The sequence below is a fragment of the Methylobacterium sp. AC315 genome (genome assembly GCF_979253755.1).
This window is the reverse complement of the sequence record NZ_CEEDEA010000002.1, coordinates 219,335-246,111: the sequence shown is the minus strand read 5'-3', so window position 1 is coordinate 246,111 and position 26,777 is coordinate 219,335. Positions and strand designations below refer to the sequence as shown.

Below are 26,777 nucleotides of genomic sequence, written 5' to 3'. Positions count from 1 at the left end.
AAAGCAGACTTTAGCCCCCCATCTCGAAGCGGGGGGGGGGCCCCCCCCCCCCAGGCCCGCAGGGTTCCACCCTGCACCCGCACAAGGTCTCGACCTTTTGAACCCTAGCCGAACCCGCGGGTGAAGCTGAGGCGGTGGTGCGGGCTTCGGCCCAACGCCGTCAGGCCAGCCCGGTGCAGGGCCGTGCCGTAGCCGACGTTGCGCTCCCAGCCGTAGCCCGGGTGGCGCTCGGCCAGCCGGCGCATCAGGTCGTCTCGGAAGACCTTGGCGACGATCGAGGCGGCAGCGATCTGCGGCACGAGGCCGTCGCCGCCGATGAGGGCCCGGCCCGGCAGGCCCGGCAGGGCGTCCCGGCCATCGACCAGGACCGGCGCCGCGACCCCGAGGCGCGCCACCGCCCGCGCCATGGCGTCGAGGGTTGCGGCGCGGATGTTGATGCGGTCGATCAGGGCCCGGGAGCCCGCCGCCACGGCGACCCGGGCATGGGTCCGGATCAGCGGCGCCAGATGCGCGCGGACCGGTTCGGGCACGCGCTTGCTGTCGTCGAGGGCTGCCAGCAGGGCCGGTGGGATCGCCGCGGGGTCGAACCAGACCGCCGCCACCACCACGGGGCCGCACAGCGCGCCGCGCCCGACCTCGTCACAGCCGATCACCGCGGGGTAATCCGCGGCCCGGGCCGGATCGAACGGTGGGGTGAGGGCGGGTTGTGTTCGTTTCGCGGGCGGCTGTTTCTGAACGGGCATGATGGCGCCGTCCTGCCATCTGGCGCCGCCGCCGTCACGGCTCAGGCGGCGTTCCGGGTGCTCCGCTCGCCGCCATGCGCCTCGATGATGTTGCCGAAGAACTGGTCGGCGCTGACGTCCCAGCCGCGGCGCAGCGCCTCCTGCCTGCACTCGGCCCGGGACAGGCGCAGCGCCGCGAGGGCCGCCGCACGCAGGTCCTGGTCCAGGATGCCGACCCGGGTCCCGCTCAGCACGTCGTTGGGGCCGGGCACCGGGAAGGCCGCGATCGGCAGGCCGCTGGCCATCGCTTCCAGCAGCACGATGCCGAACGTGTCGGTGAGGCTCGGGAACACGAAGGTGTCGCAGGCGGCGTAGACGGACGCGAGCGCTGCCCCGGTCCGGGTGCCGAGGAAGCGCGCCTCCGGGGCCAGGGCCTGCAGGCGCGCCCGGTCCGGCCCGTCCCCGACCACGACCTTCGTGCCGGGCAGGTCGAGGCTCAGGAAGGCCGCGAGGTTCTTCTCCACGGCAAGCCGGCCGACATACAGGAACAGTGGCCGGGGCAGGCCGGCGAGGTCCGCCGGCGGCGGCTCGCCGGGGGCGGCCGGCCGGAACCGCTCGGTGTCGACCCCGCGGGTCCAGCGCATCAGCTGGGAGAAGCCTCTCGCCTCCAGATCCGCCTGCAGAGAGACGGTGCTGACCATGGTCCCGCGGGCCGCCCCGTGGAAGCGGCGCAGATAAGCGTAGGACCACGCCTCCGGCACCGGGAGGCGGGCGGCGAGGTATTCCGGAAACCGGGTGTGATAGCTCGTGGTGAACGGCAGGCCGTTGGCCAGGCAGTGCCGCCGGGCCGCGAAGCCGATGGGTCCCTCGGTGGCGATGTGGACGTGGCTCGGGCGTTCGGCCGCCCAGCGCTCCGCCACCCGGTCCCGCCCGGCCAAGGCAAGGCGGATCTCCGGGTAGCCCGGCAGGGGCAGGGAGCGGAAATCGGCCACCGAGAGCAGGGCCGTCTCGAAGCCGTGTTCGGGCGCCCGGCGGACCATCTGCTCCAGGGAGCGGACCACGCCGTTGACCTGCGGATGCCAGGCGTCGCTGGCGATGAGGAGCTTCACGCGTGGGGTCCTCACGCCACCGCGCGCCGGCCGTCCACCGGCCGCGGCGCAGCTTCGGTCTCGCGGGCCCGCAGGATGCTGGGATAATGCAGCACCTCGATCCGGCCGTCGTAATGCTCGATCAGGCCGGTGCAGGATTCGACCCAGTCGCCGGTGTTCAGGTAGCGCAGGTCGCCAATCGCCCGGTCGGCGGCGTGGTGGATGTGCCCGCAGATCACCCCGTTCGCGCCCTGGCGGCGTGCCTCCTCGGCCAGGATGGTCTCGAACCGGCCAATGAAGCTTACGGCGTTCTTCACCCGCAGCTTCGCCCAGGCCGACAGCGACCAATAGGACAGGCCGGCCCGCCGCCGGATCCGGTTGATCACGGTGTTGAGAGTCAGCGCCAGGGTGTAGGCGCCGTCGCCCAGATGGGCGAGCCAGGGCGAGTGCCGCACCACCATGTCGAACTGGTCGCCGTGGATGACCAGGTAGCGCCGCCCGTCGGCCGCCTCGTGGATCGCGGTCTCGGCGATCTCGATGCCGCCGAAATTCGTGCCCACGTAGTCCCGCAGGAACTCGTCGTGGTTGCCCGGCAGGTAGACGATCCTGGTGCCCTTGCGGACCTTGCGCAGAAGCTTCTGGACGACGTCGTTGTGCGCCTGCGGCCAGTACCAGCCGGAGCGCAGCTGCCAGCCGTCCACGATGTCCCCGACCAGGTAGACCGTGTCGGCGTCGTAATCCCTCAGGAACGACAGAAGGAGGCCGGCCTGGCAGCCGCGCGTCCCGAGATGCAGGTCGGACAGGAACAGCGTCCGGACCCGGACCGGCATCTCCTCATCCTCGGCCACGTCACCCTCCCGGCGGTCGAACGGTGCCGGGATCCAGAGCGCGATCACGTCTCAGTTTGATGACGCGGGCTTGAATCGCTGTGGGGTGTCTTGGTGCGCCGCAACGGAAGTTCTCAAGTTCCGATAGCTGACGTTGCGATGCACAAAAAATTTTTTTACCGAGATCCCGAAGTTTTTCCGGTTTTGCTTCCCAGCTTCGCCGCCTCATAATACCAGACGACCGGTGGCTCGGCGTGAGCCGGGCCGGACGCGTATAGGAAGGCGGCGAGGGCGGCCAGGGTGCCTTGAGACGAGGCGCCGTAGACCGGGACGGCATTTCGGAGGCGACCGGCGCGGGGGCGCGCCGCGACGCGAGCGGCAAGACGCCGCCTGCCGCTCCGCTGAGCCCCCCGATCCACGGATGACACGGATGGCGTTCGGGGGAGTTGCGGCCCGTGCCGCGCCCGCCGGCACCGCGTGCAGGAAGCTCGAGAAGGCCGCCGAAGGCGCCGAGAACGTTTGAACAAACCAGCGCGGGTCCGCCCGCGCGCAACAGAGTTTTTGGAGGAAACACCATGGCCGCAACCCGGCGCCCCGGTCGCAACCATCTCTTCATCCCGGGCCCCACGAACATCCCGGATCGCGTCCTGCGCGCGATGCACGTGCCGTCCGAGGATCACCGCTCGCCGAGCTTTCCCGAGCTGGTGAAGCCGCTGCTGCAGGATTCCAAGATGGTGTTCGGCTCGACCGCCGGAACCGTCATCCTGTTCCCGTCCTCGGGCACAGGCATCTGGGAATCGGCGCTGTCCAATACCCTGTGCCGCGGCGACAAGGTGCTCACCTCCCGCTACGGCCAGTTCAGCCACCTCTGGGTCGACATGGCCCAGCGCCTCGGCCTCGACGTGATCGTCCAGGACGAGGACTGGGGCGCCGGCGCCGATCCGCAGAAGATCGGGGAGGCCCTGCGCGCCGACAAGGATCACGCCATCAAGGCCGTGATGGTGGTCCACAACGAGACCGCAACGGGCGTCACCAGCGATATCGGCGCGGTGCGCAAGGCGATCGACGCCGCCGGCCACCCGGCGCTGCTGTTCGTGGACGGCATTTCGTCGATCGGCTCGCTGCCGTTCAAGATGGACGAATGGGGCGTCGACTGCGCCATCGCGGGCTCGCAGAAGGGCTTCATGCTCCCGGCCGGCCTCGGCCTGATCTGCATCAGCCCGAAGGCGCTTAAGATCGCCGAGGGCGGCACCGGCCGGAACGACCGGCTCGGCCACGCCTACTTCGCCTGGAAGGACCAGCTGGCCGCCAACGCCACCGGCTACTTCCCCTACACCCCCGTCCTGCCGCTGCTCTACGGCCTGCGCGAGGCCCTGGCGATCGTGAAGGAGGAGGGGCTGGAGAACGTCTACCACCGCCATCACGTGCTCGCCGAGGCGACTCGTCAGGCGGTGGCGGCATGGGGCCTCAAGACCTGCGCCAAGGAGCCGAAGTGGAACTCCGACACGGTCACGGCGATCGTGGTCCCGGAGGGCGCCGACGCCGCCAAGGTGATCAGCCACGCCTACGAGCGCTACAACCTCTCGCTGGGTGCCGGCCTGTCGAAAGTCGCCGGCAAGGTGTTCCGTATCGGCCACCTGGGCGACCTGAACGAGCTGTCGCTGCTGGGTGCCATCGCAGGCGCCGAGATGGCCATGATCGATTGCGGCATCAAGGTCACGCCGGGCTCCGGCGTCGCCGCCGCCTCCAGCTACCTGCGCGAGAATCCGCTTCACAAGGCGTGATTGATGCACGCTGCCGGGGCGGGGCCGGGTTGCCGGCCCCGCCCCGGCGCGCAAGTAAGAACAAGAATCCCGAGGAAGTCGCCCGTTGCCCGAGAGGGGATCTATGACCAAGAAGATCGTGTTCCTGGACCGTGAGTCCCTCGACGCGACGGTCCGACCGTTCAACTTCCCGCACGATTACGTCGAGCACGAATCGACCTGGACGCCGGAGGACACGGTGTCCCGCCTCCAGGGCGCCGAGATCGCGCTGATCAACAAGGTCCCGATGCGGGCCGAGACCCTGAAGCAGCTCCCCGACCTGAAGCTCATCGCGGTGGCCGCCACCGGCACCGACGTGGTCGACAAGGCCCAGGCCAAGGCCCAGGGCATCACGGTCGTCAACATCCGCAACTACGCGTTCAACACCGTGCCCGAGCACGTAGTCGGGCTGATGTTCGCGCTCCGCCGGGCGATCGTGCCCTATGCCAACTCGGTTCGGCGCGGCGACTGGGCGAAGTCCACGCAGTTCTGCTACTTCGACTACCCGATCTACGACATCGCCGGTTCGACGCTCGGCATCGTCGGCTACGGAGCGCTCGGCAAGTCGATCGGCAAGCGCGCCGAGGCGCTGGGCATGAAGGTCCTGGCCTACGACGTGTTCCCGCAGGACGGCCTAGTCGATTTCGAGACGATCCTGACGCAGTCCGACGTGATTACGCTGCATGTTCCGCTCACCCCCGACACCAAGGGGATGATCGGCGCCGCCGAACTCAAGCGGATGAAGAAGAGCGCCATCCTGATCAACACCGCCCGGGGCGGTCTGGTGGACGAGGCCGCGCTGCTGGCCGCGCTGAAGGACGGCACCATCGCGGGCGCGGGCTTCGACGTGGTCGCGCAGGAGCCGCCGAAAGACGGCAACATCCTGTGCGAGGCTGACCTGCCGAACCTGATCGTGACCCCGCACGTCGCCTGGGCCAGCAAGGAGGCGATGCAGATCCTCGCCGATCAGCTCGTCGACAACGTCGAGGCGTTCGTCGCCGGCAAGCCGCAGAACGTGGTCGAGGCTTGAGGCGCGGCGGCTGACGTCACGGCCCGTCATTCCGGGGCGCCGCAGGCGTGCCCGGGATCCAGATCCGCCGACGACGCTAGACCTCGCTCAACCTGCGGTTCTCGGTCCCGGGCTTTGCCGCGCGGCCCCGGGATGACAGGGCGAGTGCATTGAACACGTGATGCCCGCGAACCGGGCAGAGGAATGAAAACATGAAGAAGCTGCTGTTCCTGTTCGACACCGATGCGATGCCGAACGTGTTCGACACGGTGGTCGGCTACGACGGCGGTGCCGACCACATCACCGGCTACGGCGGCGTGACCCCGGAGAATGTCGGCGCCCTGGTCGACGGTACGATCTACACCCGCGGCGGCTCCGAGAAGAAGTCGACGGCGATCTTCGTCGGCGGCGGCAGCATGGCGGCCGGCGAGGAACTGTTCACCGCCGTCAAGAAGCGCTTCTTCGGCCCGTTCCGGGTCTCGTGCATGCTCGATTCGAACGGCTCCAACACCACGGCCGCTGCGGGCGTCGCCCTGGTGGCCAAGGCCGCCGGCTCGCTCCAGGGCAAGACGGCCGTCGTCCTGGCCGGCACCGGCCCGGTGGGCATGCGCTCCGCCGCGCTTCTGGCCGGCGAGGGCGCGGACGTGACCATCGCGGGCCGCGCGCTGGACAAGACCCAGGCCGCCGCCGAGCAGATCAACAAGCGCTTCAAGGTCAACGTGAAGGCCGCCGCGACCCCCGACGAGGCCTCGCGCATCGCGCTCGTGAAGGGCAAGAACCTCGTGTTCACCGCCGGCGCCATCGGCGTCGAGCTGCTGCCGGAGGCCGCCTGGGCGCAGGACTCGGCGATCGAGTTCGTGGCCGACTACAACGCGCAGCCCCCGACCGGCGTCGGCGGCATCGACGTGATGGACAAGGGCAAGGATCGCAACGGCAAGAAGGCGTTCGGCGCCCTCGGCATCGGCGGCCTGAAGCTCAAGCTGCACCGGGCCTGCGTGGGCCAGCTCTTCGAGAGCACCGAGCAGGTGCTCGATGCCGAGGAGATCTACGCGCTCGCCAAGAAGATGGCCTGACGGGAGGGACGCCCATGTCGGACACGCAGCAGGCGCCCGAGACGGCGACCATCCAGACCTTCCTGACGGAACTCGCGAGCGCCGCTCCGACCCCCGGTGGCGGCGGTGCGGCCGCGATCTCCGGCGCCATGGGGGCAGCCCTGGTGTCGATGGTCTGCAACCTGACCATCGGCAAGAAGAAGTATGTCGAGGTCGAGGCCGAACTGAAGGACGTGCTCGCCCGGTCCGAGGGCCTGCGGGTCGTCCTGACCGGCATGATCGGCGAGGACGTCCAGGCGTTCGATGCCGTCATGGGGGCCTACGGCCTGCCCAAGGGCACCGACGACGAGAAGGCGGCGCGCGCCGCGGCGATCCAGTCCGCGCTCCGCACGGCCACCGACGTGCCGCTCGCCTGCTGCCGGGCCTGCCGCGCGGTCATCGATCTCGCCGCGATCACCGCCGAGAAGGGCAATCTCAACGTCGTCTCGGACGCCGGCGTGGCGGTCCTGTCGGCCTATGCGGGCCTGCGCAGCGCGGCGCTCAACGTCTACGTCAACGCCAAGGGGCTCGAGGACCGGGAGTTCGCGGACGAGCGGCTCCGGGAACTCGAAGGCCTGCTCGGCGAGGCGGGAGCGCTGAGCGAGAAGGTCTACGAGGTGGTGAAGGCCAAGGTGAACTGAAACGCGCCGCATCCGCCGCCGCGGACGCAAGTGGTTCGACAGTCGAGGCCGGGTGCATCACGCGCCCGGCCTCGCTGTTTTTCTGCGATGCTGCATTGCAATAGTGGATGCGATTCCTACCGCATCCGCGAAAAAGCCGGCCTGAACCCGCGGCTCAAAAAATTTGACGGGCGTAATCTTCCCACTCAACTAAAGTAGACAGCGTCAAACGGCGGCAACGACCGCGGAGGAGGCGCCGAATGGACGTCCACGAGTACCAAGCCAAGGAGCTGCTCGCGAGCTTCGGTGTGGCGGTCCCGAAGGGCGCCATCGCGTTCAGCCCGGATCAAGCGGTCTATGCCGCCACCGAACTCGGCGGCTCGTTCTGGGCCGTGAAGGCCCAGATCCACGCCGGCGCACGCGGCAAGGCCGGCGGAATCAAGCTGTGCCGGACCTACAACGAGGTCCGCGACGCAGCCAAGGAGCTTCTGGGCAAGCGCCTCGTCACGCTCCAGACCGGACCCGAGGGCAAGCCTGTCCAGCGCGTCTACGTCGAGACCGCCGATCCGTTCGAGCGCGAACTCTACCTCGGCTACGTGCTGGACCGGAAGGCCGAGCGCGTACGCGTCATCGCCAGCCAGCGCGGCGGCATGGACATCGAGGAGATCGCCGCCAACGAGCCGGAGGCGCTGATCCAGGTCGTCGTCGAGCCGGCGGTGGGCCTGCAGCAGTTCCAGGCCCGGGAGATCGCCTTCCAGCTCGGCCTGAACATCAAGCAGGTCTCGGCCGCGGTGAAGACCATCATGAACGCCTACCGGGCGTTCCGCGACTGCGACGGCACCATGCTTGAGATCAACCCGCTGGTCGTCACCAAGGACGACCGGGTGCTGGCCCTCGATGCCAAGATGTCCTTCGACGACAACGCGATGTTCCGCCGGCCGGGCATCGCCGACATGCACGACCCGTCGCAGGGCGATCCCCGCGAGGCGCAGGCCGCCGAGCACAACCTCAGCTATATCGGGCTGGAGGGTGAGATCGGTTGCATCGTCAACGGCGCCGGTCTCGCCATGGCGACCATGGACATGATCAAGCACGCGGGCGGTGAGCCGGCGAACTTCCTGGATGTCGGCGGCGGCGCCTCCCCGGAGCGGGTCGCCACGGCGTTCCGGCTGGTGCTCTCGGACCGCAACGTCAAGGCGATCCTGGTCAACATTTTCGCCGGCATCAACCGCTGCGACTGGGTCGCCGAGGGCGTCATCCAGGCCGCCCGGGAGGTCAAGATCGATGTACCGCTGGTGGTGCGGCTCGCCGGCACGAACGTCGAGGCGGGCAAGAAGATCCTGGCCGACAGCGGCCTCGACCTGATCACCGCCGACACCCTGTCGGACGCGGCCCGCAAGGCGGTCGACGCCTGCGACGCCGCCAAGAAGAACCGCTGAGGGGACACCACGCCATGAGCATCCTCATCGACGAGACCACCCCGATCATCGTCCAGGGCATCACGGGCGACAAGGGCACCTTCCACGCCAAGGAGATGCTCGAATACGGCACGAACGTCGTCGGCGGCGTCACGCCCGGTAAGGGCGGCCGAACCCATCTCGGCCTGCCGGTGTTCAACACCGTCAAGGAGGCGGTCGCCGCCACCGGCGCCACCACGTCGATCACCTTCGTGGCGCCGCCCTTCGCGGCCGACGCCATCATGGAGGCGGCCGATGCCGGTCTGCGGCTGGTCTGCTCGATCACCGACGGCATCCCGGCCCAGGACATGATGCGGGTGAAGCGCTACCTGATGCGCTACCCGCGGGATCGCCGCACCATGGTGGTCGGCCCGAACTGCGCCGGCATCATCTCGCCCGGTAAGGCGATGCTCGGGATCATGCCCGGCCACATCTACCTCAAGGGCAATGTCGGCGTGATCTCCCGCTCGGGGACGCTCGGCTACGAGGCTGCCTCCCAGCTGAAGGAGCTGGGGCTGGGGATCTCGACCTCGGTGGGCATCGGCGGCGACCCGATCAACGGCTCGTCGTTCCTCGACCACCTCGCCCTGTTCGAGACCGACCCGGATACGGACGCGGTGCTGATGATCGGCGAGATCGGCGGCCCGCAGGAGGCCGAGGCCTCGGCCTGGATCCGGGACAACATGTCGAAGCCCGTGATCGGCTTCGTGGCGGGCCTGACGGCGCCGAAGGGCCGCCGCATGGGCCATGCCGGGGCGATCATCTCGGCGGCCGGCGACAGCGCCGCCGAGAAGGCCGAGATCATGCGCTCCTACGGCCTGACCGTGGCGCCGGATCCCGGCTCCTTCGGCCAGACCGTGGCCGACGTGCTCGCCCGGGCGGCGTGACGCCGCGCCCGATGCAAAGCGCGACGTCCTCCCTCTCCCCTCTGCGGGAGAGGGTGGGCCGGCCGTCAGGCCGGGTCGGGAGAGGGGCAGCGCGACGGTAGCGGGTTTCGCGCCCGTCACGCGCTGTCCGGAAGCGTCGCTCCCCTCTCCCGACCCGCTTCGCGGGCCACCCTCCCCCGCAGAGGGGGGAGGGAGTGCGTCGCGCCGACCTTTGAAAAAACGTGCGCCACGAGGTGGCTCCATGACCCGTACCCTCCACGCATCGCCCGGCCTCGCCGAGGCCAGCGCCTTCGCGCCTCCGGTGATCACCGGCACCGCGGCCGAGCAGGCCCTCGACATCCTGTTCCAGGCCCTGCTCGACGTCGCCCGTCGGCACGACCCCGATCTCGAGGCGGTGCTGCACGGCACGGCCGACATCTCTCGGTTCTCGCCGGAGATGCTGGCGCGCGCGCTTCAGGTGCAGGGCATCTGGTTCCACCTGATCTCGATCGCCGAGCAGAACACCGCGATGCGCCGACGCCGCCATGTCGAGCGGACGGAGGGGCGGGCCTCGCTGAGCGGCTCCTTCGCCAAGGTCTTTTCGGACGCCCGCGCCCAGGGCATCCCACCGGAAAAGATCCAGGCGCTGCTCAGCGACCTGCGCATCCGGCCGACGCTCACCGCGCACCCGACCGAGGGCAAGCGGGTGACCGTGCTGGAGAAGTTCCGGCGGATCTACCTGGTGCTGCGCGAGCTGGAGATGCCGCGCTGGACGGACCGCGAGCGCAACGGGCTGATGAACGAGCTGCGGGATCAGATCGAGCTGGTCTGGATGACCGGCGAGCTGCACCTGGAGAAGGCCACCGTCGAGCGGGAGGTCGCCTGGGGGCTGCACTTCTTCGACGAGACCCTGTTCGAGATGCTGCCCGAGACCATGGACACCCTCGAGGAGTCCCTGGCCGAGGCCTATCCCGGCACCCAGTTCCGGGTCCCGCCGTTCTTCCAGTTCGGCTCGTGGATCGGCGGCGACCGGGACGGCAATCCCTACGTCACCGCGGCGGTCACCCGGCAGGCCCTGCACCGCAACGCGCTGGCCTCGCTGAACCGCTACCGCGACGGCGTGCACGAGCTCGGCCGGACTCTCTCGCTCACCGAGCGCGCGCTGCCGCTGCCCGAGACGTTCCGCCGGGAACTCGACCGGCAGCTCGCCGAGAGCGGGCAGGCCCGGGCCATCGCCCGGCGCAATCCCGGCGAGCCGTATCGCCAGTATCTCACCTGCGTCCTGCGCAAGCTCGACGCCACCATCGCCCGCAACGAGGGCCAGCACCCGTCCGGCCCCGATTACGCCAGCGCCGACGGCCTGATCGAGGACCTGCGCACCCTGGAGCGCGGGCTGGACGACGCGAAGTGCGGGGCGCTCGGCCGCGATCTGGTCCGGCCGGTCCGCCGCATGGTCGAGATCTTCCGCTTCTCCACGGTCCGGCTCGACCTGCGCGAGAACACCACCCGGACCACCGACACGCTCCAGGCGCTCTGGCGCCAGCGCAACGGCGACGGCGAGCCTCCGGCGCTCGGCACCGCGGCGTGGCGGCAGTGGCTCGACGCCGAACTGGTGCGGCCCCGGGATCCCGAGCGCTCCTTCGAGAACCTGCCCGACGCCGCCCGTGAGACGCTGGCGACCTTCGCGCTGGTCGCCGAAATGCGCGAAACCCTTGACCGAGAGGCGTTCGGCGCCTTCGTCCTGTCGATGACCCGCTCCGTGGAGGACGTGCTCGGCGCCTACCTGCTGGCCAAGGAGGCCGGCGTGTTCCTCGATGCCGCCGGCCCGGAGATCCGCCCGGAGATCTGCCCGCTCGCGATCGTGCCGCTGTTCGAGACCATCGACGACCTGCGCGCTGCCCCTGCGATCATGCGCGAACTCCTGACCGTTCCGGTGGTGCGCCGCTCGACCCGCTGGCAGGGCGGCGTCCAAGAGGTGATGATCGGCTATTCCGACTCCAACAAGGATGGCGGCTTCGTCGCCGCCAACTGGGAGCTGTACAAGGCGCAGAGCAAGCTCACCCGCCTCGGCCAGGAACTCGGCGTCGGCATCGCGTTCTTCCACGGCCGCGGCGGCTCGGTGAGCCGGGGCGGCGTGCCGACCCACCGGGGCATCATGGCCCAGCCGCCGGGCTCGATCCGCGGCCGGTTCCGCACCACCGAGCAGGGCGAGGTCGTCTCGTTCAAGTATGCCAACCGCGGCACCGCCGCCTACCAGATGGAGCTGCTCGCCGCCTCGGTGTTCGAGCACGCCCTGGCGGGCGACGGCGAGCGGGCGAGTGTCGGCCACGACGACGCCCTTGAGGCGTTGGCCGGCGCCTCGCGGGCGGCCTATGTCCGGCTCCTCCAGACCGACGGGCTGGTCGACTACTTCCAGTCGGCGAGCCCGCTCGACGAGATCGCGCTCCTGAATATCGGCTCGCGCCCGGCACGCCGGTTCGGCGCCCGCTCGCTCTCGGATCTCCGGGCGATCCCCTGGGTGTTCGCCTGGTCGCAGAACCGGCACGTGATCACGGGCTGGTACGGCGTCGGCTCGGGGCTCGCGAGCTTCCTCGAGGTGCGCGGCCCGGACGGCGAGGCGACTCTGAAGCGCCTGTTCCAGGAATCCCGCGTGTTCCGCCTCGTCCTCGACGAGGTCGAGAAGACCCTGATGATGGTCGATCTCGACATCGCCCGGGCCTATGCGGGCCTCGTCCAGGATGCGGGGGTCCGGGACCGGATCTTCTCGATGATCGAGGCCGAGTACGCGCTCACCCGCGAGATGGTGCTGCGGGTGAGCGGCGGAACCGAGCTGGCCGAGCGCTTCCCGCTGTTCCGCGACCGGCTGAAGGGCCGGCTGCCGACCATCAACCAGGTCGGCCGCGAGCAGGTCGAGCTGCTGGCCCGCTACCGGGCCGAGACCGACGAGGACCGGCGCGAGGCGGTGAAATCCGCCCTGCTCCTGTCGATCAACTGCATCGCGGTCGGCTTCGGCTCGACCGGGTGAGGTGGGGTGCACTGTCTGAGCCCGACACCTGACCCATCTTGTTCCCGGAGGGCGATCCCTACGCACCCCGGCGGCACCAGAACCGTCACCAGGAGAGAGAAACACCCATGAGCTTCACGCTGATCCAGCAGGCCAAGCCGCGCCTGCATCGCTCCGAACTCGCCGTCCCGGGCTCGAACCCGACCTTCATGGAGAAGTCGGCCCAGTCGACCGCCGACGTGATCTTCCTCGACCTCGAGGATGCGGTCGCCCCCGACGACAAGGAGAAGGCCCGCACCAACATCATCCAGGCTCTGAACGACCTGGATTGGGGCACCAAGACCATGATGATCCGCATCAACGGTCTCGACACCCACTACATGTACCGCGACGTGGTCGACATCGTCGAAGCGTGCCCGCGGCTCGACATGGTGCTGATCCCCAAGGTCGGCGTGCCGGCCGACGTCTACGCGATCGACGTGCTGGTCACCCAGATCGAGCAGGCCAAGAAGCGCGAGAAGCAAATCGGCTTCGAGGTGCTGATCGAGACCGCGCTCGGCATGGCCAACGTCGAGGCGATCGCCCAGTCCTCGAAGCGCCTCGAGGCGATGTCCTTCGGCGTGGCCGACTACGCCGCCTCGACGCGCGCCCGCTCCACGGTGATCGGCGGCGTCAACGCCGACTTCTCGGTGCTCACCGACAAGGACGAGGCCGGCAACCGCCAGACCCATTGGCAGGACCCGTGGCTGTTCGCCCAGAACCGCATGCTGGTGGCCTGCCGCGCCTACGGCCTGCGCCCGATTGACGGCCCGTTCGGCGATTTCTCCGATCCGGACGGCTACAAGTCGGCGGCCAAGCGCTGCGCCGCGCTGGGCTTCGAGGGCAAGTGGGCGATCCATCCCTCTCAGATCGACCTCGCCAACGAGGTGTTCACGCCGTCCGAGGCCGAGGTCACCAAAGCCCGCCGTATCCTGGAGGCCATGCAGGAGGCCGCCAAGGCCGGCCGCGGCGCCGTCTCCCTCGACGGCCGCCTGATCGACATCGCGTCGATCCGCATGGCCGAGGCGCTGATCGAGAAGGCGAATGCCATGAAGGCGTAATCTCTATTAGGTCTTCGTTGGGTCCTGGGGGCTTTCCAGGACCCAATCTTCACTGTTGTCAATTTTATTGGCGGTCGAAAATCGACGCATCTAGCGGATTGGGCAAATTCAGGTCAGGCAAGCGCTGAATTCGAGCTTTTGCGCATTCAAATTCTGTGTTTTCGACAACGATGTGCGCGGCGGCTTTCGGGTCGCAATGAGTTTCGTAAATTGCGTAGGCGGGTTGATAGCGATCGCGATAGATTGCTTCGGCTTCCAGGTGACCTCCAAGGCGTTTCGCATCCCGATCCACACCGCGGACACGTGCTAATTCTTCCGGTACATCGACGAAAATGATAAGATCCCATTCGCACTGCAATTCCGGCCGCTGCAGGAAGGTGCCATCCACGATCAGGACGTCGGTGGCTTCGGCCTTATAAGGCGGCATATCGATGGGTTTATCGAGTTCAAGATCGAAATTTCCCGTTCGATACAACAGGTCGCCCTGCGGGCCGAGTGGGCGCAAGAGTAAACCTTTCACCGCAGTCAGATCCCGCGCATCATAATAGTATCCTTCGGCTGACCTGCGGCCACGCGCATAGCGTTCGGCCCGCGGAAGATGAAAGCCGTCGATGCTGGTTCGAATGACATGGCGACCATGTACCCGCGCCTCGGTCGCGATCTCGTCGGCGAAAGTTGTCTTACCAGAGGACGTCCTACCGTCGATCGCAATGCGCAGCGGGTGACTCAAACGTAGATCTAGGATTGCACGTACGATTGCGTCTATCGCTTGGCTGCGCATCTCGGCCTCGTTGGCTCGGCCCGCTGCCGGCGCACGATCGAAGATTTGGTTCCGCAGTCCCCCCGCGGGCCGATCTCTTCCGTATGCGCTGCTTGTGTCAGAATGGCTGCGTGTCCGGCAGCCGCGCGGCCGTCATCTCGGACGGGGTCGGGTCGCGATAGACCACGATCCCGTTCGACCGGTCGGCCGCGATCAGGCCGAGGCGGCTGAATGCATCGAGCCAGCCGTCCATCGGCCAGAAGCCGTGGCGGGCGTGGAAGCGGCCGGCATTGGCGACGATATCGCGAAAATGCTGGAGCGGCGGGTCGTAGCTCGCATGGTGCTGATGGTAGGCTCGCGGGCCGCCGAGGAACAGGATCGGCACCCCGGCCGCATCGGCCCGGAACGCGAGGTCGGTATCCTCGGCCCCATAGCCGGAGAACGATTCGTCGAAGCCCCCGATCCGGTCATAGGTCGCGGCCCGCACCGCGAAGGCCAGCGACCAGAACAGGCCGGGCTGGGGCGCCGGCGCCACGAGGCCGGGCTGCGGAAAGGCGCGCACCGGGTGCGGATGCCCGAGCCGGTCGAGGTCGGTCTCCCGCCAGCCATCCGTGACCGCGCCGGCCGGCAGGTAGCCGATCTCGCAGCAGATCAGGGCGTCATGCTCGGCCACTGCGCCCGACAGGCCGGCGACCAAGCCGTTCGACGGGATGCAATCGACGTCGAGGAAGATCAGCGTGTCGGTGCGGGCTGCCCGGCGCCCGACGTTGCGCGCAGCCGCAAGCGGCAGGCCGTCCCGTCGGAACGGGACGCGCGCGATGGGAAACGGCAGGTCCGGCAAGGGCGAGTCGTCGCCGCCGATCTCGACCACGATGCAGGCGTCTGGCGGGGCACCGCGCGCGAGGCCTTCGAGCAGACGGGCGAGATGCGCCCCCCGGCCTTTGTTCAGGGTGATGACCGTGGTGCTCACGCCGCGTCTCCGGCGCGCAGCACGTCGAGCCGGTACTTGTCGGTCCGGGCCTGATGCAGCAGCTCTGCGAACGGCGCGGCTTGCGCAATGAAGCTCTCGGCGGCCTCGTCGCCCGATTGCGGATAGTCCGTCTCGCCGATCCAGTGGACCAGCATCAGGTCGCCGCCGGGCTCGATCGCGTCGCCGGCACGCCGGACCAGCGCGGCGAGGTCGGGCGGGGCGAGGAAGTACAGGAACTCGGCCAGCACGATCAGGTCGAACCGGCCCTCCGGCCAGTCCGCCGGGAGCGCGCCCTGGCGGATCTCCACGCTCGGCCGGTCGGCACAGCGCGCGCGGGCCGCCTCGACCGCGGCAAGGACCGGATCGGCCGCGAGCAGCCGTTCGCAGCGTTCGGACAGGGCGCGGGTGAACACCCCGATCGCGCAGGCCGGCTCGAAGGCGGAGCGGTAGCGCGGCCTCGGCAGTGCCGCCAGCGTCGCGGCGTACTTGTCCCGCTCGTAGGCCGAACTCGTGAACTTCCACGGATCCGGATCGCTGGCATAGATGCCGGCAAAGTAATCCTCCGGGAGGGTCTCGGTTCGCCGGCTCATGCGGGAATCCTGACGAAGCGCTCGTAGGGGCCGCAGAGCCGCGCGATCATGGCGGGCTCGAGGCGGAACCCCTGGGGATCGTCCGAGATCAGGTCGGTGGTCTGCGACGCGTGCGCCGCCACCGCCCGGGTCTTGGTCTCACGATGGGCCGAGACGTCCAGGCGCAGGCCATCCGGAGGCGGGCCGACCTCGGTCTCCGGCGGCAGCGTCCAGCCCCAGACCGGGTATTCGTAGACCACGACGCCTGGCATCTGCCGCCGGGCCAGTCCGACGATGGCGGCGGCCGCCTTGTGGTCGCAATGGGGATCGTGTCGCCAGGTCACGAAGACCGCGCCGGCACCGCACCGGGCCGCGGCCTGCACCACCGCGTGCGCCGCGGCTTCAGCCTCGGGGCCGTCGCTCGGCACATGCGCGTCGGGCAGGCGCAGAAAGGTCACGTCCGCCGCCGCGAGGCCGAGGATCGACACCGCCCGGAGCGTCTCCGCCTCGCGCAGGGTGCGCAGCGCCGCGGGCGGGTACAGGCGGGAATAGGTGTGCGAGCCGCACCCGTCGCTCACGACCACGAGATGCACCGGCCGTCCCGCCGCGCGGGCCGCCGCGATCAGGCCGCCGCAGCCCAGGCTCTCGTCATCGGGATGGGGCGCGACCACGACAAGGCCGCCCCGCTCCACCAAGGTGGAGAGATCCGCCACCGGCAGCGCGTCGGAGGCGGTCAGGAAGGCGTCGGCCCGCATCAGCGTGCCCCCGTCGCGGAGGCGCCCGGGGCACCGTTGCGGATCGTGGGGCTGGCGTGAACGGTCACGGATCGCTCCTGGGACGGCGAGCAGGTCTTGCCCTCCGGCTATCGGCCCCGGCGGCTGAACGCGCCATGAGCGGCGCCGTCCGCGGCGGGCTCTACCGATCGTTCTCCGTGGTGAGCGCGCCGAGCCGGACGCCCTCGTCGGCCTTGGCCTGGGCCGCCAGATGGACACCGGGATTCGGCACGTCGTCGAACACCGCGCCCGCCGTGCAGAGCGCGCTGCGCAGGGCTTCGATCTGCCCGCTCGGCGGGTCGCCGTAGCCGCTCTCGAAATCGCGCACGAACCGCTCGTCGAGGCCGACCTTGGCGGCGAGTTCCGCCTCGGACCATCCGAGCAGCCCCCGGGCCGCCCGCGACTGCGCCGGGCTCATCGCCAGCGTGCTCGCCCCGGCTTGGCCGCCCTCGTCCGATCCTGCCACGTCGTCCTCCACCCGTCGTTGGTCCCTTTCGGGATGATCGACAACGATATCGGTCGCCGATCGTTTCCGGGCACCGCGCGATGCGCCACGACCATAATTGTGCTGAAATTCCGTCGCATGCGCCGGGGTGTATGGATTCGGGGCGACCACGCCGTGCGACTCAGGGGGGAGTCGGGCGGCCGTCGCGTCCCCTGGATGGACGATGGACTGGGCGCCGTGCGCGCACGATGAGGGCGGAACGATGAGAGCGGTGCTGATCGCTACCCTGGCCTGTGCCGTGATGGCCGTGGACCTGACTGCCGCCACGCAGGCCCAAGCCCAGATGGGCGGCGGAGCGCCCACGGGCTTCGGCCGAGGCAACCGCCGCCCCGGCGGCGAGGAAGAGAAGAAGCCGCAATACGTGCCCGGCACGAAGGCGAGCGAGAAGATCTTCCCGCTCGACTCGACCTGGACGGCGGTGAGCCTCAACGGCAAGCCCTTCACCGGCGGCGACCGTCCGAGCTTCATCATCGACAAGCAGTACCGCGCCCGCGGCTACGGCGGTTGCAACACCTTCGCGGCGACCGCCTTCCCGCTCAAAGATCAGCACCTCGCGGTCGGTCCCCTCGCCCTCACCAAGAAGAGCTGCGACAAGGGTCTCGCGGCCACCGAGCAAGCGTTCTTCGTCGCCCTGCGCACCGCGGCGGTGTGGGACCTGGTCGGCTCCCAGCTGGTGCTGAAGAGCCCGAACGGCGAGCTGAAATTCGACCGGGCGCTCTGACCGCCCAATCTGCCGGGTCGGCGGTCGTTTGAGCGGCGGGACGGTTCCCGCCGTCTCCGCTCCTGGGGTTTCCGCCGGCTCGGGCAACGCGGAATAGGGCGGGCCACGTCGGCCGGCTTAAGGCCGAATTCACCACGCTGCACGAACGCCGCCCACGATTCAGACGCCCTTGAGGGCGATCGGGATTTTCTCCTCGGGTATCGAGGAGACGGCGCATGGCAGTCGGTATCGGGTTGAGGGATCGGGTGCCGCTGCGCCCTGGCGTCTCGAGGCCTCTTCGCTTCACCGCGCCGCCCGCGATCCATTCCGGGGCGCTCTGGCTTGCTGCCGCTGCACCGATCCTGGCGACGGTGCTGCTGATCGCGCGGCTCGCCGCGTGACGGTCGGGAGCCGTTGCGCCCGCATTACCGGCACGTCGCGCTCACTCCGTGTCGCGCGTCTCCCGATCCTCGTCGCCGTCTGACGGCGCGGTCAGGTCGGCCGAGTCCCGGCCGTGCAACAGCACCGGCGGAAACAGGGCGGCCAATCCGGCCGCAACCCCGTACAGAATGGGATCCGCGTTCAGACCGGCATGCGGCGGGTTGAGATCGTCGTTGATCATGCTGTTTGCTTCCGGTCTCGCGCTTGCGCGAGTAACGGTCCGCGTTGTCGAGGTGACTCGTGAGCTGTTTGAGCACGGTCAATGCCGGGTTCCGCGTTTCGTTGCCGCAGGCCGACGTTTTTTTTCTCGGCGATGACTTCTGATCCTTCGTCGTGCCCGGATCGGATCATGCCGACATCTCAGCCGCGGCTTCGGAGAATCGGTCCGGATGTAGCGCCAGGGATCCGGCAGGCGGCTGGCACGACGCTGAGGATCACCGCGCTCGGGCAGCGCGCCCGGCAGGTCTCGGCGGCATCGATCTGATCGCCCCCGCAGGCATCCGCGAAGCAGAACGTCGCGAGGTCCTCGCAGGTGGCCCGAAAGCCGCCCCGTCGGACGCCATCGTGCCAGTCCGCCGCGTCGGCCGATTGCGCGAGCAGCAGGCCGGCGAGCCCGATCGATGCCGTGATCCGCTTCAAGCCCGCGCCTCGCCCCCGGTTGCAGCGCCAGCCTAGCACTGGCAGGCGACCCGGACCTGTGCCATTCCGGCGACAGGCGATGCCCATCGTCGGCCGCGTCGCTCCCGAGACATCAGCACCGCGACGGAAGCCAACCATGCCGCTCTACGCCCTCGACGACCACGCCCCGGAGCTGGCCGATCCCGCCCGGGTCTGGATCGCGCCGGACGCCCAGGTGATCGGCCGGGTCCATCTCGGGCTCGATGTCGGCATCTGGTTCGGTGCGGCTCTGCGCGGCGACAACGAGCCGATCCGCATCGGCGACCGCACCAACGTGCAGGAGGGCGTGATCATGCACGTCGATCCCGGTTTCCCGCTGACGATCGGAACGGATGTCACGGTTGGCCACGGTGCCATCGTCCACGGCTGCACGATCGGCGACGGCAGCCTCATCGGCATGGGCGCGACGGTGCTGAACGGCGCCAGGATCGGCCGGGGCTGCCTCGTCGGGGCCAACGCGCTGGTGACCGAGGGCAAGGAATTTCCGGACAACAGCCTGATCGTCGGGTCGCCGGCCAAGGCCGTGCGCACCCTCGATCCCGAGGCCGTGGAGGGTCTGCGGCAGGCGGCCCTGCGCTACGTCGAGAATGCCCGGCGCTACAAGGCCGGCCTGCGCCGCATCGACGGGTGAAGGCGGTGCGCCGGCTTACCGATCGGGTTTGTCAGTAAGCGCCTGAAATACTTCCCTCTGCGCGGGGGAGGGTGGGCCGGCCGTCAGGGCGGGTCGCGCCGAAGTTCTGCAAGAAGGGCAACGCGACGGCGCAGGATTTCACGCCTGCCGCGACCTCTCCTCTCCGGGAGCCACCCTCCCCCGCAGAGGGGGAGGGGAGGGCCCAGTCTACCTGTCGTCGAAAAAATTACTTCTTGGCCTTGGCCCGCTCGATCGCTTCCTCGATCAGCCGGTGGGCCTCTTCCTTGTCGCCCCAGCGGACGAACTTCACCCACTTGCCGGGCTCCAGATCCTTGTAGTGCTCGAAGAAGTGCTGGATCTGCTGGATCGTGATGTCGGGCAGGTCGGTGTAGTTCTCGACGCGGTCGTAGCGCTTGGTCAGGTGGCGGGATGGCACCGCGATGACCTTCTCGTCCTCGCCGCCCTCGTCCTGCATCACCATCACGCCGACCGGGCGGGCGCTGATGATCGCGCCCGGCAGCACCGCGCGGGTGTTGGCCACGAGCACGTCGCAGGGATCGCCGTCGCCCGACAGGGTGTGGGGGATGAAGCCGTAATTCCCGGGGTAGAACATCGGCGTATAGAGGAACCGGTCGACCACCAGCGCCCCGGACTCTTTGTCCATCTCGTACTTGATCGGCTCGCCGCCAAGCGGCACCTCGATGATGACGTTGACGTCGTGCGGGGGCTTCTTGCCGAGCGGGATGGCGTCGATGTTCATGGCGTATCGCTTCCGGGATGCGGTCTGCACCGCTTCCCGGATCTCTTAGATGCCTGGCCCCGCGATGCAAATCAGTATCGGTGCGGGGCCGGCGACGAGTCCCAGGAAACGTTAGCTGAACAGGTATCCGACTTTGGGCAGGGCGACGCCCGCGACCCGGTCCATCACCCGCGGCCCGGCCCGGCCCCCGAGACCCTCGTAGAAGGCGCCGGCCCGGTCGTTGTCCTCCAGGCTCCACACGCCCAGCTGGGTCAGCCCGTGATCGACGAGATCGTTGCGCACCGCCTTGAACAGGCGGCGTCCGAGGCCGATGCCCTGGTATTCCGGCAGCAGGTAGAGCTCGTCGATTTCGGCTTCCGTGCCGAGCGCCCGGCTGCGGGTGCGCCCGTAGGCGGCGTAGCCGACCACCCGCTCGCCGGTCTCGACCAGCGCGATCGGGCGGCCCCGGCGTAGTGCGCTGCGCCACCACGGCCGGTCGCGCCCGGCAATCAGCCGCTCGAGCGCCACGCCGGGTATGATGCCGCGATAGGCCTCGCGCCACGACGCATCGAACACCGTCGACAGGCTGCCGAGGTCGGCCTCGCGAGCCCGGCGGATGCTCGTGGTGCGCGTGCTCATGGGCTTCCGGCCTTCCCCCTTGCGACCTGCGGATAACCCGCGCGGTCCGCCCAGGTTCGATCCCGATCCGGGCAGAGTGAAGGCAAGATCGACGCCGTTTTTTCGGAACTTTCCGGTGGGGGTGGGGAAAGGCCGCGATCGGGCGGTCGGACGGATGAATTGCCGGGCTTCCGGGGGGCTGGTAGAGCCGGCTCCCGATTCCGCGGCAGCCTCATCGTGTTCAACCGCTTCCTCAAGCCCGAGACGCGCTACGCGCGCCGCATGGCCCGGATCGCTCGCTTCGAGCGGCCGATCGCCGGCCCCGGCGACCGGCTGAAGGCCTGGGCGAACATGCTGCTGATCGATCACGGCGTGTTCCGGCTGGCCTATCTCAACCGACACCGGGTGGGCACGGGCCGGATCTGGCGCTCAGCCCAGCCCGGCCCGCACCAGCTCGCCCGCTTCCGGGCCGAGGGCGTCCGCACGATCATCTCCCTGCGCGGCGGGCGCGAGCACGGCTCGTGGCCGCTGCAGCGCGAGGCGTGCGAGCGGCATGGGCTCACGCTGGTGGAGTTCGTCCTGCGCTCCCGCGAGGCACCCGACCGGGACACCCTGCTCCGCGCGAAGGCCTTCTTCGCCGACATCCAGTACCCGGCGGTGATGCACTGCAAGTCGGGCGCCGACCGGGCCGGGCTCGCCTCGGCGCTCTACCTGATCCTGCACGAGGGCCGCCCGGTGGCCGAGGCCGCCCGCCAGCTCTCGGCCCGCTACGGCCATCTCCGCTTTGCCAAGACCGGCATCCTCGACGCATTCTTCGCCCGGTACCTGGTGGAGGGTGAGGCGAGGGGCATCGATTTCCTGACCTGGGTCGAGACGATCTACGATCCGGAGGCGCTCAAGCGCGACTTTCGGCCGGGGTTCTGGTCGGACCTCGCCGCGGATACGGTGCTGCGGCGGGAGTGAGGCCGCCCTAACGTCGTTTGTCCTGCGCCCTGACGTAGCTTTTGAGCACCGCGTTGATCCGCGATTGGTAGCCCTTTCCGGCGCTCCGGAAATGCCGCAGCACATCCGAGTCGAGGCGTAGCGTGATTTGCTCCTTCGTCTCGACGGTCGACGGTGAAGCCTCGTCCCAGAAGCCCGGCGGAATTAATCCGACATCGGGGTCGGCTGCGGCTCGCCGCTCGATCTCCGCGTCATCCAAGACGTTGAACGCCGGGCTGAGCGGCTCTGCCGCGGGCATGTCGGTATAGTTGTCAAACCGGACGGTCGCCGCCCGCTCTGGTACGCGCCTCTGCGTAGACTTGCCTGTCATGGCGGCTCGCCTTCCATGCCGAGATGATGCGGATGTCGCCCGCCCGCTGAACGTAGACCACCCGCAGCACAGCATCATCGTACAGACCCAGTGCGATGAACCGACGCTCGCCATAGTCGCGGCGCGTGTCTTCGCGGGTCAGCCTAAAACCGCGAAAGATCTCGGCCGCTTGGCGGAATCCGATGAGATGCTTGGCTTGGTTCGCCGCATCCTTCTCGGGCTCCCACTGAAAGCCATTGGTGTAGCGTAGTTACGGATTGTCGTTACTGTAAGACCCATCCCGCAGACGCCCTCCAGATGCCTTTACTCCGCCGCCGGCCGCGCGGCCTCGCGGAACGGGTGGGCCGGGTAGGTGCCGACCACCCGCAATTCGCGGGAGAAATAGCCGAGTTCGTCGAGCGCCCGGGCGAGGCCCGGATCCTCGGGGTGGCCGTCCACCTCCGCGTAGAACTGCGTGGCGGTGAACTCGCCGTCCATCATGTAGCTCTCGAGCTTCGACATGTTGACGCCGTTGGTCGCAAACCCGCCCAGTGCCTTGTAGAGCGCGGCCGGGATGTTGCGGACGCGGAACACGAAGCTCGTCACGCACGGGCCGGCCCCGGCCGCGGCCGGCTCGGGATCGGGGGAGAACACCACGAAGCGGGTGGTGTTGTGCGCCTCGTCCTCGACGTCGCGCTCCAGGATGTCGAGGCCGTAGACCTCGGCGGCGAGCGCGGGTGCCAGGGCGGCCCGGCTCGGGTCCCCGATCTCCGCGACCTCGCGGGCCGCGCCCGCCGTGTCGCCGGCGACCACGGCCTTCACGCCGAGCCGCCGGACGATCCGTCGGCACTGTCCGAGCGCGTGGACATGGCTGTGCACGGTCCGCACCGCCTCCAGCGCCGTGCCCGGCAGGACCATCAGCTGAAAGTGGATCGGCAGGAAGTGCTCGGCCACGATGTGCAGCGGCGAGGTCGGGATCAGGTGATGGATGTCGGCCACCCGGCCGGCGATCGAGTTCTCGATCGGGATCATGGCCCGCCGGGCCCGGCCCTCCGTGACCGCCGCGAAGGCGTCCTCGAAGGTGGGGCAGGGCAACGGCGTCCAGTCCGGAAAGGCCTGCGCACAGATGATGTGCGAATTGGCCCCGGGCTCGCCCTGGTAGGCGATGGTGCGGTCGGTGATGGGCGTCGGTGCGTTGGTCATGCGTTCAGTTCAGGCGTCGGGCCTGGAGCAGGGCGCGGGCGCGCTCCAGGTCGGCTGGGGTGTCGACGCCGAGCGGCAGGTCGTCGACGATGACGGCATCGATGCGCATACCGGCTTCCAGCGCCCGCAATTGCTCCAGCTTTTCCCGCGTCTCCAGCTCGCCGGGGGGGAGGGCGACGAAGCGGGTCAGCGCGGAGCGGCGATAGGCGTAGAGGCCGATATGATGCCAGAGCGGGCCGTCGCCCCAGGGGGCGCGGGCGCGGGTGAAGTAGAGCGCGCGCAGCCGCCCCGGGCCGACCTGATGGCCCACGAGCTTGACCACGTTGGGGTTCTCCGCCTCGTGCGGATCGGTGATCGGTGCGCAGAGCGTGACGATGTCCACCGTGCGGTCGGAAAGCGGGCCGATCGAGGCCCCGATGATCGCCGGGTCGATGGTCGGCAGGTCGCCCTGCACGTTGACCACCACGTCATGGTGCCCCGCCGGATCGACGCTCTCCAGCGCCTCGGCGAGGCGGTCCGAGCCTGATGGGTGGTCGGCCCGGGTCATCACCGCGATGCCGCCGGCCGCCTCGACGGCGTGGGCGATCGCGGCCGTGTCGGTCGCCACCACCACCGGACCGATCCCGGCCTCCATGGCCCGCCGCCAGACATGGACGATCATCGCCTCGCCGGCGATCTCGGCCAGCGGCTTGTTCGGCAGGCGCGTCGCGGCGAGGCGGGCCGGGATCAGCACGAGGGGATCGGACATGAAGGGCTCGGACCTGAGGCTGAGGCGTCCGCCAGCGAAGCGCGGGTGCTTAGCAGGCCTGCTCCGGGTTGTCGTCCCTTGCGGGACCGGGGCGCCGGGCCACACGATCCGGCAAAATGATGCCGCCGGGTAACAAGCTCGGCGATTTGGAACGCGCGTTTCGCCCCGCGACGGAACGTATCCCCCCACCGGCATTGTCAAGATCGTGCCGGAACGGCTAAGCACCCTTGAAATCTTCCAAGGTCCTGTGTCCCGGCGTGCCTGCCTGTGACGGGCATGGGCAGATCGAGAGAAGAGCATGAACTCGTTCGAGGTGAACAAGGTTCTCGGCGCCGTCCTCGGCGCCTTATTGTTCGCGGCCGGATCGGGTTTCGTCGCCGAGCTGATCTACCATCCGAAGCCGGCCGGCAAAGCCGGCTACGACCTGCCCGAGCCTGAGCCGCAGACCGCCGCGGCGGCACCGGAGGCCAAGGTCGAGCCAATCGCCGTCCGGCTCGCCAGCGCCAACGTCGAGAAGGGCGAGGCCGGCACCAAGGCCTGCCATGCCTGCCACAACTTCGAGAAGGGCGGCCCGAACAAGGTCGGCCCGGATCTGTACGGCGTGGTCGAGCGCCCGAAGGGGGGGCATGCCGGCTTCGAGTACTCGGCGGCCCTGAAGGAGAAGGGCGGCACCTGGACCTACGACGATCTGGACGCGTTCCTCACCAACCCGAAGGCCTACGCCAAGGGCACCAAGATGGCCTTCGCCGGCATCGCGTCGCCGCAGGACCGGGCCAACGTCATCGCCTACCTGCGCAACAACGCCGACAGCCCCAAGCCTCTGCCCGCCGTCGAGAAGAAGGAGGCGAAGCCCGAGGCCGCTCCGGCCGCCGCCAAGCCCGAGGACAAGCCCGCACCCGCGCCGGCGTCCGAGGAGAAGCCTTCGGCTGCCAAGCCCGCGGCCGGAAAGGGCTCCGAGGGCAAGGACAGCCCGGCCAAGCCCGCCGACACCAGCACGGCCAAGCCGGTCGAGGAGAAGTCCGCCGGCAGCCCCCGGGCGCCGAGCGAGTCGAGCGACCGCAACGCCCCGGCTCCGCCGGCCGGTGCTCATGACGGCGACCAGCACGGCACGCCGTCGAGCCTGATCCCGGCCGAGCCGACGGCGCCGTCCGCCCCGGCCGCCAAGGAGCCGCCGGCTCAGGCCAACCCCGAGGCGGTGGATCGCGCCAAGGACCTGGAGGTCGACGGCCCGACCAAGGACCAGAACGCGCCCCTGCCGACGCCGAAGAACTAGCGGCGACCCGGCCGGGCGTTCAGGCCCGGCCTTTGCCTTGAGGCGTCCGCGACCCGATCTCCGTTCGGGTCAGACACCGATAAGGATTCCGCTTGCCCGATCGAAGTCCGGAACCGGCAGCGCGCCGGGCGCCCCTGCCGCTGCTGGTCGGCGTGACCATGACCGGCACGGTGGCGCTGCACATCTTTGTGCCCGCGCTCGCCTCCGCCGCTGCCGACCTCGGCATCACGACGGCCGCCGCGCAACTCACCATCACGGTCTACCTGATCGGGCTCGCGGGCGGCCAGCTGCTGTACGGGCCGCTCTCCGACCGGTTCGGGCGGCGTCCGATCCTGATCGGCGGGCTCGGCCTCTACCTCGCCGGGCTGCTGCTGGCGATCCCGGCTCAGAGCATCGGCGTGCTCCTGGTGGCGCGTGTTCTGCAATCGCTCGGGGCCTGCGGCTCCCTGGTGATCGGCCGGGCCATGGTGCGGGACGTCTCGACCCGGGAGGACGCGGCCCGGAAGCTCGCGATCCTCACCACCGCCATGACGCTGACCCCCGCTCTGGCCCCGGCGATCGGCGGGGTGGTGAACGAGGCCTTCGGCTGGCGCGCCGTGTTCGTGGTGCTCGCCGGGATCGTCGCGGTGCTCGGCGCCCTCGTGGTGTTCACCCTGCCGGAGACCAATCGGCACAAGGTGGCTCTGCCGGGACTCGTGGCGATCCTGGCGGGCTACCTGCGGCTGGTGAAGGTACCCGTGTTCCGCGCCTATCTGGTCGCCGGGGCCTGCGGCGGCACCAGCCTCTACGCGTTCCTGGCGGTGGCGCCGTTCCTGTTGGTGGACCGGCTCGGGCGCTCCTCGCAGGAGGTCGGGTTCGATTGCCTGATCGTCGTGTTCGGCATGGTCGGCGGCGCCGTGCTGGCGAGCCGGCTCGCGACCCGGGTGCCGATCCGCAAGGCGGCTCGCAGCGGCAACCTGCTCTGCATCGCGGCGGCGCTGGCGCTGCTGCTGGTCGACCGGAGCGGGATGCTCGGCGTCGTGACCCTGATCGTGCCGCTCTTCGCCTACGCGGTCGGGGTCGGCCTGCTCAGCCCCAACGCGGTGGCCGGGCTGATGAACGTCGATCCGCACGCGGCGGGCTCGGCCTCCAGCCTCTACGGCTTCACCCAGATGACCTTCGGGGCCCTGTTCACGGCCGCGGCCTCGGCCTGGCCCGCGACCTCGGCCACCCCCGTGGCCCTGGCGCTGCTCACCGCCGGGCTGATCGCGGCCCTGGCGTTGCGGCGGGCGTGACCGCGGCCGCCCCGCGAA

30 protein-coding genes are annotated in these 26,777 nt (G+C 69.4%); 14 read left to right on the top strand and 16 right to left on the bottom strand.

Annotated features, from left to right (window positions below; translation table 11 throughout):
• Window positions 1–104 precede the first annotated feature (104 nt).
• Genes AC0IY0_RS03935 through AC0IY0_RS03925 form a run of 3 tightly spaced genes read right to left on the bottom strand, consistent with a single transcriptional unit; the run spans window position 105 to window position 2,640 of the window.
• Entirely contained in the window at window positions 105–743 is a 639-nt protein-coding gene (locus tag AC0IY0_RS03935) for a ribonuclease HII (RefSeq protein WP_471763120.1), read from the bottom strand.
• A 41-nt stretch (window positions 744–784) separates the two neighbouring features.
• Window positions 785–1,831, bottom strand: coding sequence for a glycosyltransferase family 4 protein (locus AC0IY0_RS03930; RefSeq protein ID WP_471763119.1), 1,047 nt, complete (start codon window positions 1,829–1,831; stop codon window positions 785–787).
• Window positions 1,832–1,842: 11 nt separating this feature from the next.
• Window positions 1,843–2,640, bottom strand: a complete 798-nt coding sequence (locus AC0IY0_RS03925) for a UDP-2,3-diacylglucosamine diphosphatase (RefSeq protein WP_471763223.1) — start codon at window positions 2,638–2,640, stop codon at window positions 1,843–1,845.
• 572 nt (window positions 2,641–3,212) lie between these two features.
• Here AC0IY0_RS03925 and AC0IY0_RS03920 point away from each other — a divergent pair.
• From AC0IY0_RS03920 to AC0IY0_RS03885, 8 genes are all read left to right on the top strand, one after another.
• Window positions 3,213–4,421, top strand: a complete 1,209-nt coding sequence (locus tag AC0IY0_RS03920) for an aminotransferase class V-fold PLP-dependent enzyme (RefSeq protein WP_147906350.1) — start codon at window positions 3,213–3,215, stop codon at window positions 4,419–4,421.
• A 103-nt stretch (window positions 4,422–4,524) separates the two neighbouring features.
• Window positions 4,525–5,469, top strand: a complete 945-nt coding sequence (locus AC0IY0_RS03915) for a D-2-hydroxyacid dehydrogenase (protein WP_147906351.1) — start codon at window positions 4,525–4,527, stop codon at window positions 5,467–5,469.
• A 191-nt stretch (window positions 5,470–5,660) separates the two neighbouring features.
• Window positions 5,661–6,521 (top strand): NADP-dependent methylenetetrahydromethanopterin/methylenetetrahydrofolate dehydrogenase, encoded by an 861-nt coding sequence (locus tag AC0IY0_RS03910; protein WP_147906352.1) that lies wholly within the window; start codon window positions 5,661–5,663, stop codon window positions 6,519–6,521.
• 14 nt (window positions 6,522–6,535) lie between these two features.
• On the top strand, window positions 6,536–7,180 hold the full coding sequence (gene fchA / locus AC0IY0_RS03905) for a methenyltetrahydrofolate cyclohydrolase (RefSeq protein ID WP_147940128.1): 645 nt from the start codon (window positions 6,536–6,538) through the stop codon (window positions 7,178–7,180).
• Window positions 7,181–7,419: 239 nt separating this feature from the next.
• Window positions 7,420–8,598, top strand: a complete 1,179-nt coding sequence (locus AC0IY0_RS03900; protein ID WP_147856026.1) for a malate--CoA ligase subunit beta — start codon at window positions 7,420–7,422, stop codon at window positions 8,596–8,598.
• A gap of 14 nt (window positions 8,599–8,612) precedes the next feature.
• Window positions 8,613–9,503 carry a succinate--CoA ligase subunit alpha gene (gene sucD / locus AC0IY0_RS03895; RefSeq protein ID WP_147856025.1) on the top strand — a complete coding sequence of 297 codons (891 nt, stop codon included), beginning with the start codon at window positions 8,613–8,615 and terminating at the stop codon, window positions 9,501–9,503.
• Window positions 9,504–9,744: 241 nt separating this feature from the next.
• Window positions 9,745–12,507: a phosphoenolpyruvate carboxylase gene (locus AC0IY0_RS03890; protein ID WP_419829115.1), complete on the top strand. Its 2,763-nt coding sequence runs from the start codon at window positions 9,745–9,747 to the stop codon at window positions 12,505–12,507.
• Window positions 12,508–12,614: 107 nt separating this feature from the next.
• A complete protein-coding gene (locus AC0IY0_RS03885) occupies window positions 12,615–13,586 on the top strand; it encodes an HpcH/HpaI aldolase/citrate lyase family protein (RefSeq protein WP_147856921.1) in 972 nt (323 codons plus the stop codon).
• A 64-nt stretch (window positions 13,587–13,650) separates the two neighbouring features.
• Here the strand turns inward: AC0IY0_RS03885 and AC0IY0_RS03880 are convergent, their stop codons facing one another.
• The 5 genes from AC0IY0_RS03880 to AC0IY0_RS03860 form a co-directional block, all read right to left on the bottom strand.
• Window positions 13,651–14,367, bottom strand: a complete 717-nt coding sequence (locus tag AC0IY0_RS03880; RefSeq protein WP_471763118.1) for a nucleoside/nucleotide kinase family protein — start codon at window positions 14,365–14,367, stop codon at window positions 13,651–13,653.
• Window positions 14,368–14,464: 97 nt separating this feature from the next.
• Complete coding sequence (locus AC0IY0_RS03875) at window positions 14,465–15,316, bottom strand: glycosyltransferase family 2 protein (protein WP_471763117.1); 852 nt, start codon at window positions 15,314–15,316, stop codon at window positions 14,465–14,467.
• Window positions 15,313–15,906, bottom strand: coding sequence for an SAM-dependent methyltransferase (locus AC0IY0_RS03870; RefSeq protein ID WP_147940131.1), 594 nt, complete (start codon window positions 15,904–15,906; stop codon window positions 15,313–15,315). The genes AC0IY0_RS03875 and AC0IY0_RS03870 overlap by 4 nt, the downstream gene beginning before the upstream one ends.
• Entirely contained in the window at window positions 15,903–16,640 is a 738-nt protein-coding gene (locus AC0IY0_RS03865; protein WP_471763116.1) for a PIG-L deacetylase family protein, read from the bottom strand. The genes AC0IY0_RS03870 and AC0IY0_RS03865 overlap by 4 nt, the downstream gene beginning before the upstream one ends.
• Window positions 16,641–16,800: 160 nt before the next feature.
• Entirely contained in the window at window positions 16,801–17,124 is a 324-nt protein-coding gene (locus AC0IY0_RS03860) for a helix-turn-helix domain-containing protein (RefSeq protein ID WP_147940133.1), read from the bottom strand.
• 241 nt (window positions 17,125–17,365) lie between these two features.
• On the opposite strand from AC0IY0_RS03860, the gene AC0IY0_RS03855 reads away from it, so the two are divergent.
• The gene (locus AC0IY0_RS03855) at window positions 17,366–17,884 is read left to right on the top strand and encodes an META domain-containing protein (RefSeq protein ID WP_147856784.1); all 519 of its coding nucleotides are present in this window, start codon (window positions 17,366–17,368) and stop codon (window positions 17,882–17,884) included.
• Between the two features lie 215 nt (window positions 17,885–18,099).
• Window positions 18,100–18,264: a hypothetical protein gene (locus tag AC0IY0_RS03850; protein ID WP_187193529.1), complete on the top strand. Its 165-nt coding sequence runs from the start codon at window positions 18,100–18,102 to the stop codon at window positions 18,262–18,264.
• Window positions 18,265–18,305: 41 nt separating this feature from the next.
• Here AC0IY0_RS03850 and AC0IY0_RS03845 read toward each other — a convergent pair whose 3' ends face one another.
• Both AC0IY0_RS03845 and AC0IY0_RS03840 read right to left on the bottom strand, forming a co-directional pair.
• Entirely contained in the window at window positions 18,306–18,485 is a 180-nt protein-coding gene (locus tag AC0IY0_RS03845) for a hypothetical protein (protein WP_147906358.1), read from the bottom strand.
• A 179-nt stretch (window positions 18,486–18,664) separates the two neighbouring features.
• Window positions 18,665–18,943, bottom strand: a complete 279-nt coding sequence (locus tag AC0IY0_RS03840; protein WP_471763115.1) for a hypothetical protein — start codon at window positions 18,941–18,943, stop codon at window positions 18,665–18,667.
• Between the two features lie 136 nt (window positions 18,944–19,079).
• On the opposite strand from AC0IY0_RS03840, the gene AC0IY0_RS03835 reads away from it, so the two are divergent.
• Window positions 19,080–19,613 (top strand): gamma carbonic anhydrase family protein, encoded by a 534-nt coding sequence (locus AC0IY0_RS03835; protein WP_147940137.1) that lies wholly within the window; start codon window positions 19,080–19,082, stop codon window positions 19,611–19,613.
• A 226-nt stretch (window positions 19,614–19,839) separates the two neighbouring features.
• Here AC0IY0_RS03835 and ppa read toward each other — a convergent pair whose 3' ends face one another.
• Together ppa and AC0IY0_RS03825 are read right to left on the bottom strand one after the other, a co-directional pair.
• Entirely contained in the window at window positions 19,840–20,373 is a 534-nt protein-coding gene (ppa, locus tag AC0IY0_RS03830) for an inorganic diphosphatase (RefSeq protein WP_007559546.1), read from the bottom strand.
• Between the two features lie 111 nt (window positions 20,374–20,484).
• On the bottom strand, window positions 20,485–20,991 hold the full coding sequence (locus AC0IY0_RS03825; protein ID WP_147906361.1) for a GNAT family N-acetyltransferase: 507 nt from the start codon (window positions 20,989–20,991) through the stop codon (window positions 20,485–20,487).
• A 216-nt stretch (window positions 20,992–21,207) separates the two neighbouring features.
• Here AC0IY0_RS03825 and AC0IY0_RS03820 point away from each other — a divergent pair, with 216 nt between their 5' ends.
• Window positions 21,208–21,933, top strand: a complete 726-nt coding sequence (locus tag AC0IY0_RS03820; protein ID WP_419829119.1) for a tyrosine-protein phosphatase — start codon at window positions 21,208–21,210, stop codon at window positions 21,931–21,933.
• 7 nt (window positions 21,934–21,940) lie between these two features.
• Here AC0IY0_RS03820 and AC0IY0_RS03815 read toward each other — a convergent pair whose 3' ends face one another.
• The 4 genes from AC0IY0_RS03815 to AC0IY0_RS03800 form a co-directional block, all read right to left on the bottom strand.
• Complete coding sequence (locus AC0IY0_RS03815; protein WP_471763114.1) at window positions 21,941–22,282, bottom strand: BrnA antitoxin family protein; 342 nt, start codon at window positions 22,280–22,282, stop codon at window positions 21,941–21,943.
• Window positions 22,224–22,466: a BrnT family toxin gene (locus AC0IY0_RS03810; protein ID WP_471763222.1), complete on the bottom strand. Its 243-nt coding sequence runs from the start codon at window positions 22,464–22,466 to the stop codon at window positions 22,224–22,226. Before AC0IY0_RS03810 ends, AC0IY0_RS03815 begins: the two co-directional genes overlap by 59 nt.
• A gap of 119 nt (window positions 22,467–22,585) precedes the next feature.
• Window positions 22,586–23,443: a prephenate dehydratase gene (locus tag AC0IY0_RS03805; RefSeq protein ID WP_147940146.1), complete on the bottom strand. Its 858-nt coding sequence runs from the start codon at window positions 23,441–23,443 to the stop codon at window positions 22,586–22,588.
• 25 nt (window positions 23,444–23,468) lie between these two features.
• Window positions 23,469–24,212 (bottom strand): 3-deoxy-manno-octulosonate cytidylyltransferase, encoded by a 744-nt coding sequence (locus AC0IY0_RS03800; RefSeq protein ID WP_419829121.1) that lies wholly within the window; start codon window positions 24,210–24,212, stop codon window positions 23,469–23,471.
• Between the two features lie 298 nt (window positions 24,213–24,510).
• On the opposite strand from AC0IY0_RS03800, the gene AC0IY0_RS03795 reads away from it, so the two are divergent.
• Both AC0IY0_RS03795 and AC0IY0_RS03790 read left to right on the top strand, forming a co-directional pair.
• Complete coding sequence (locus AC0IY0_RS03795; protein WP_471763113.1) at window positions 24,511–25,485, top strand: c-type cytochrome; 975 nt, start codon at window positions 24,511–24,513, stop codon at window positions 25,483–25,485.
• Between the two features lie 92 nt (window positions 25,486–25,577).
• A complete protein-coding gene (locus tag AC0IY0_RS03790; protein WP_147906367.1) occupies window positions 25,578–26,759 on the top strand; it encodes a multidrug effflux MFS transporter in 1,182 nt (393 codons plus the stop codon).
• Window positions 26,760–26,777: the final 18 nt, after the last annotated feature.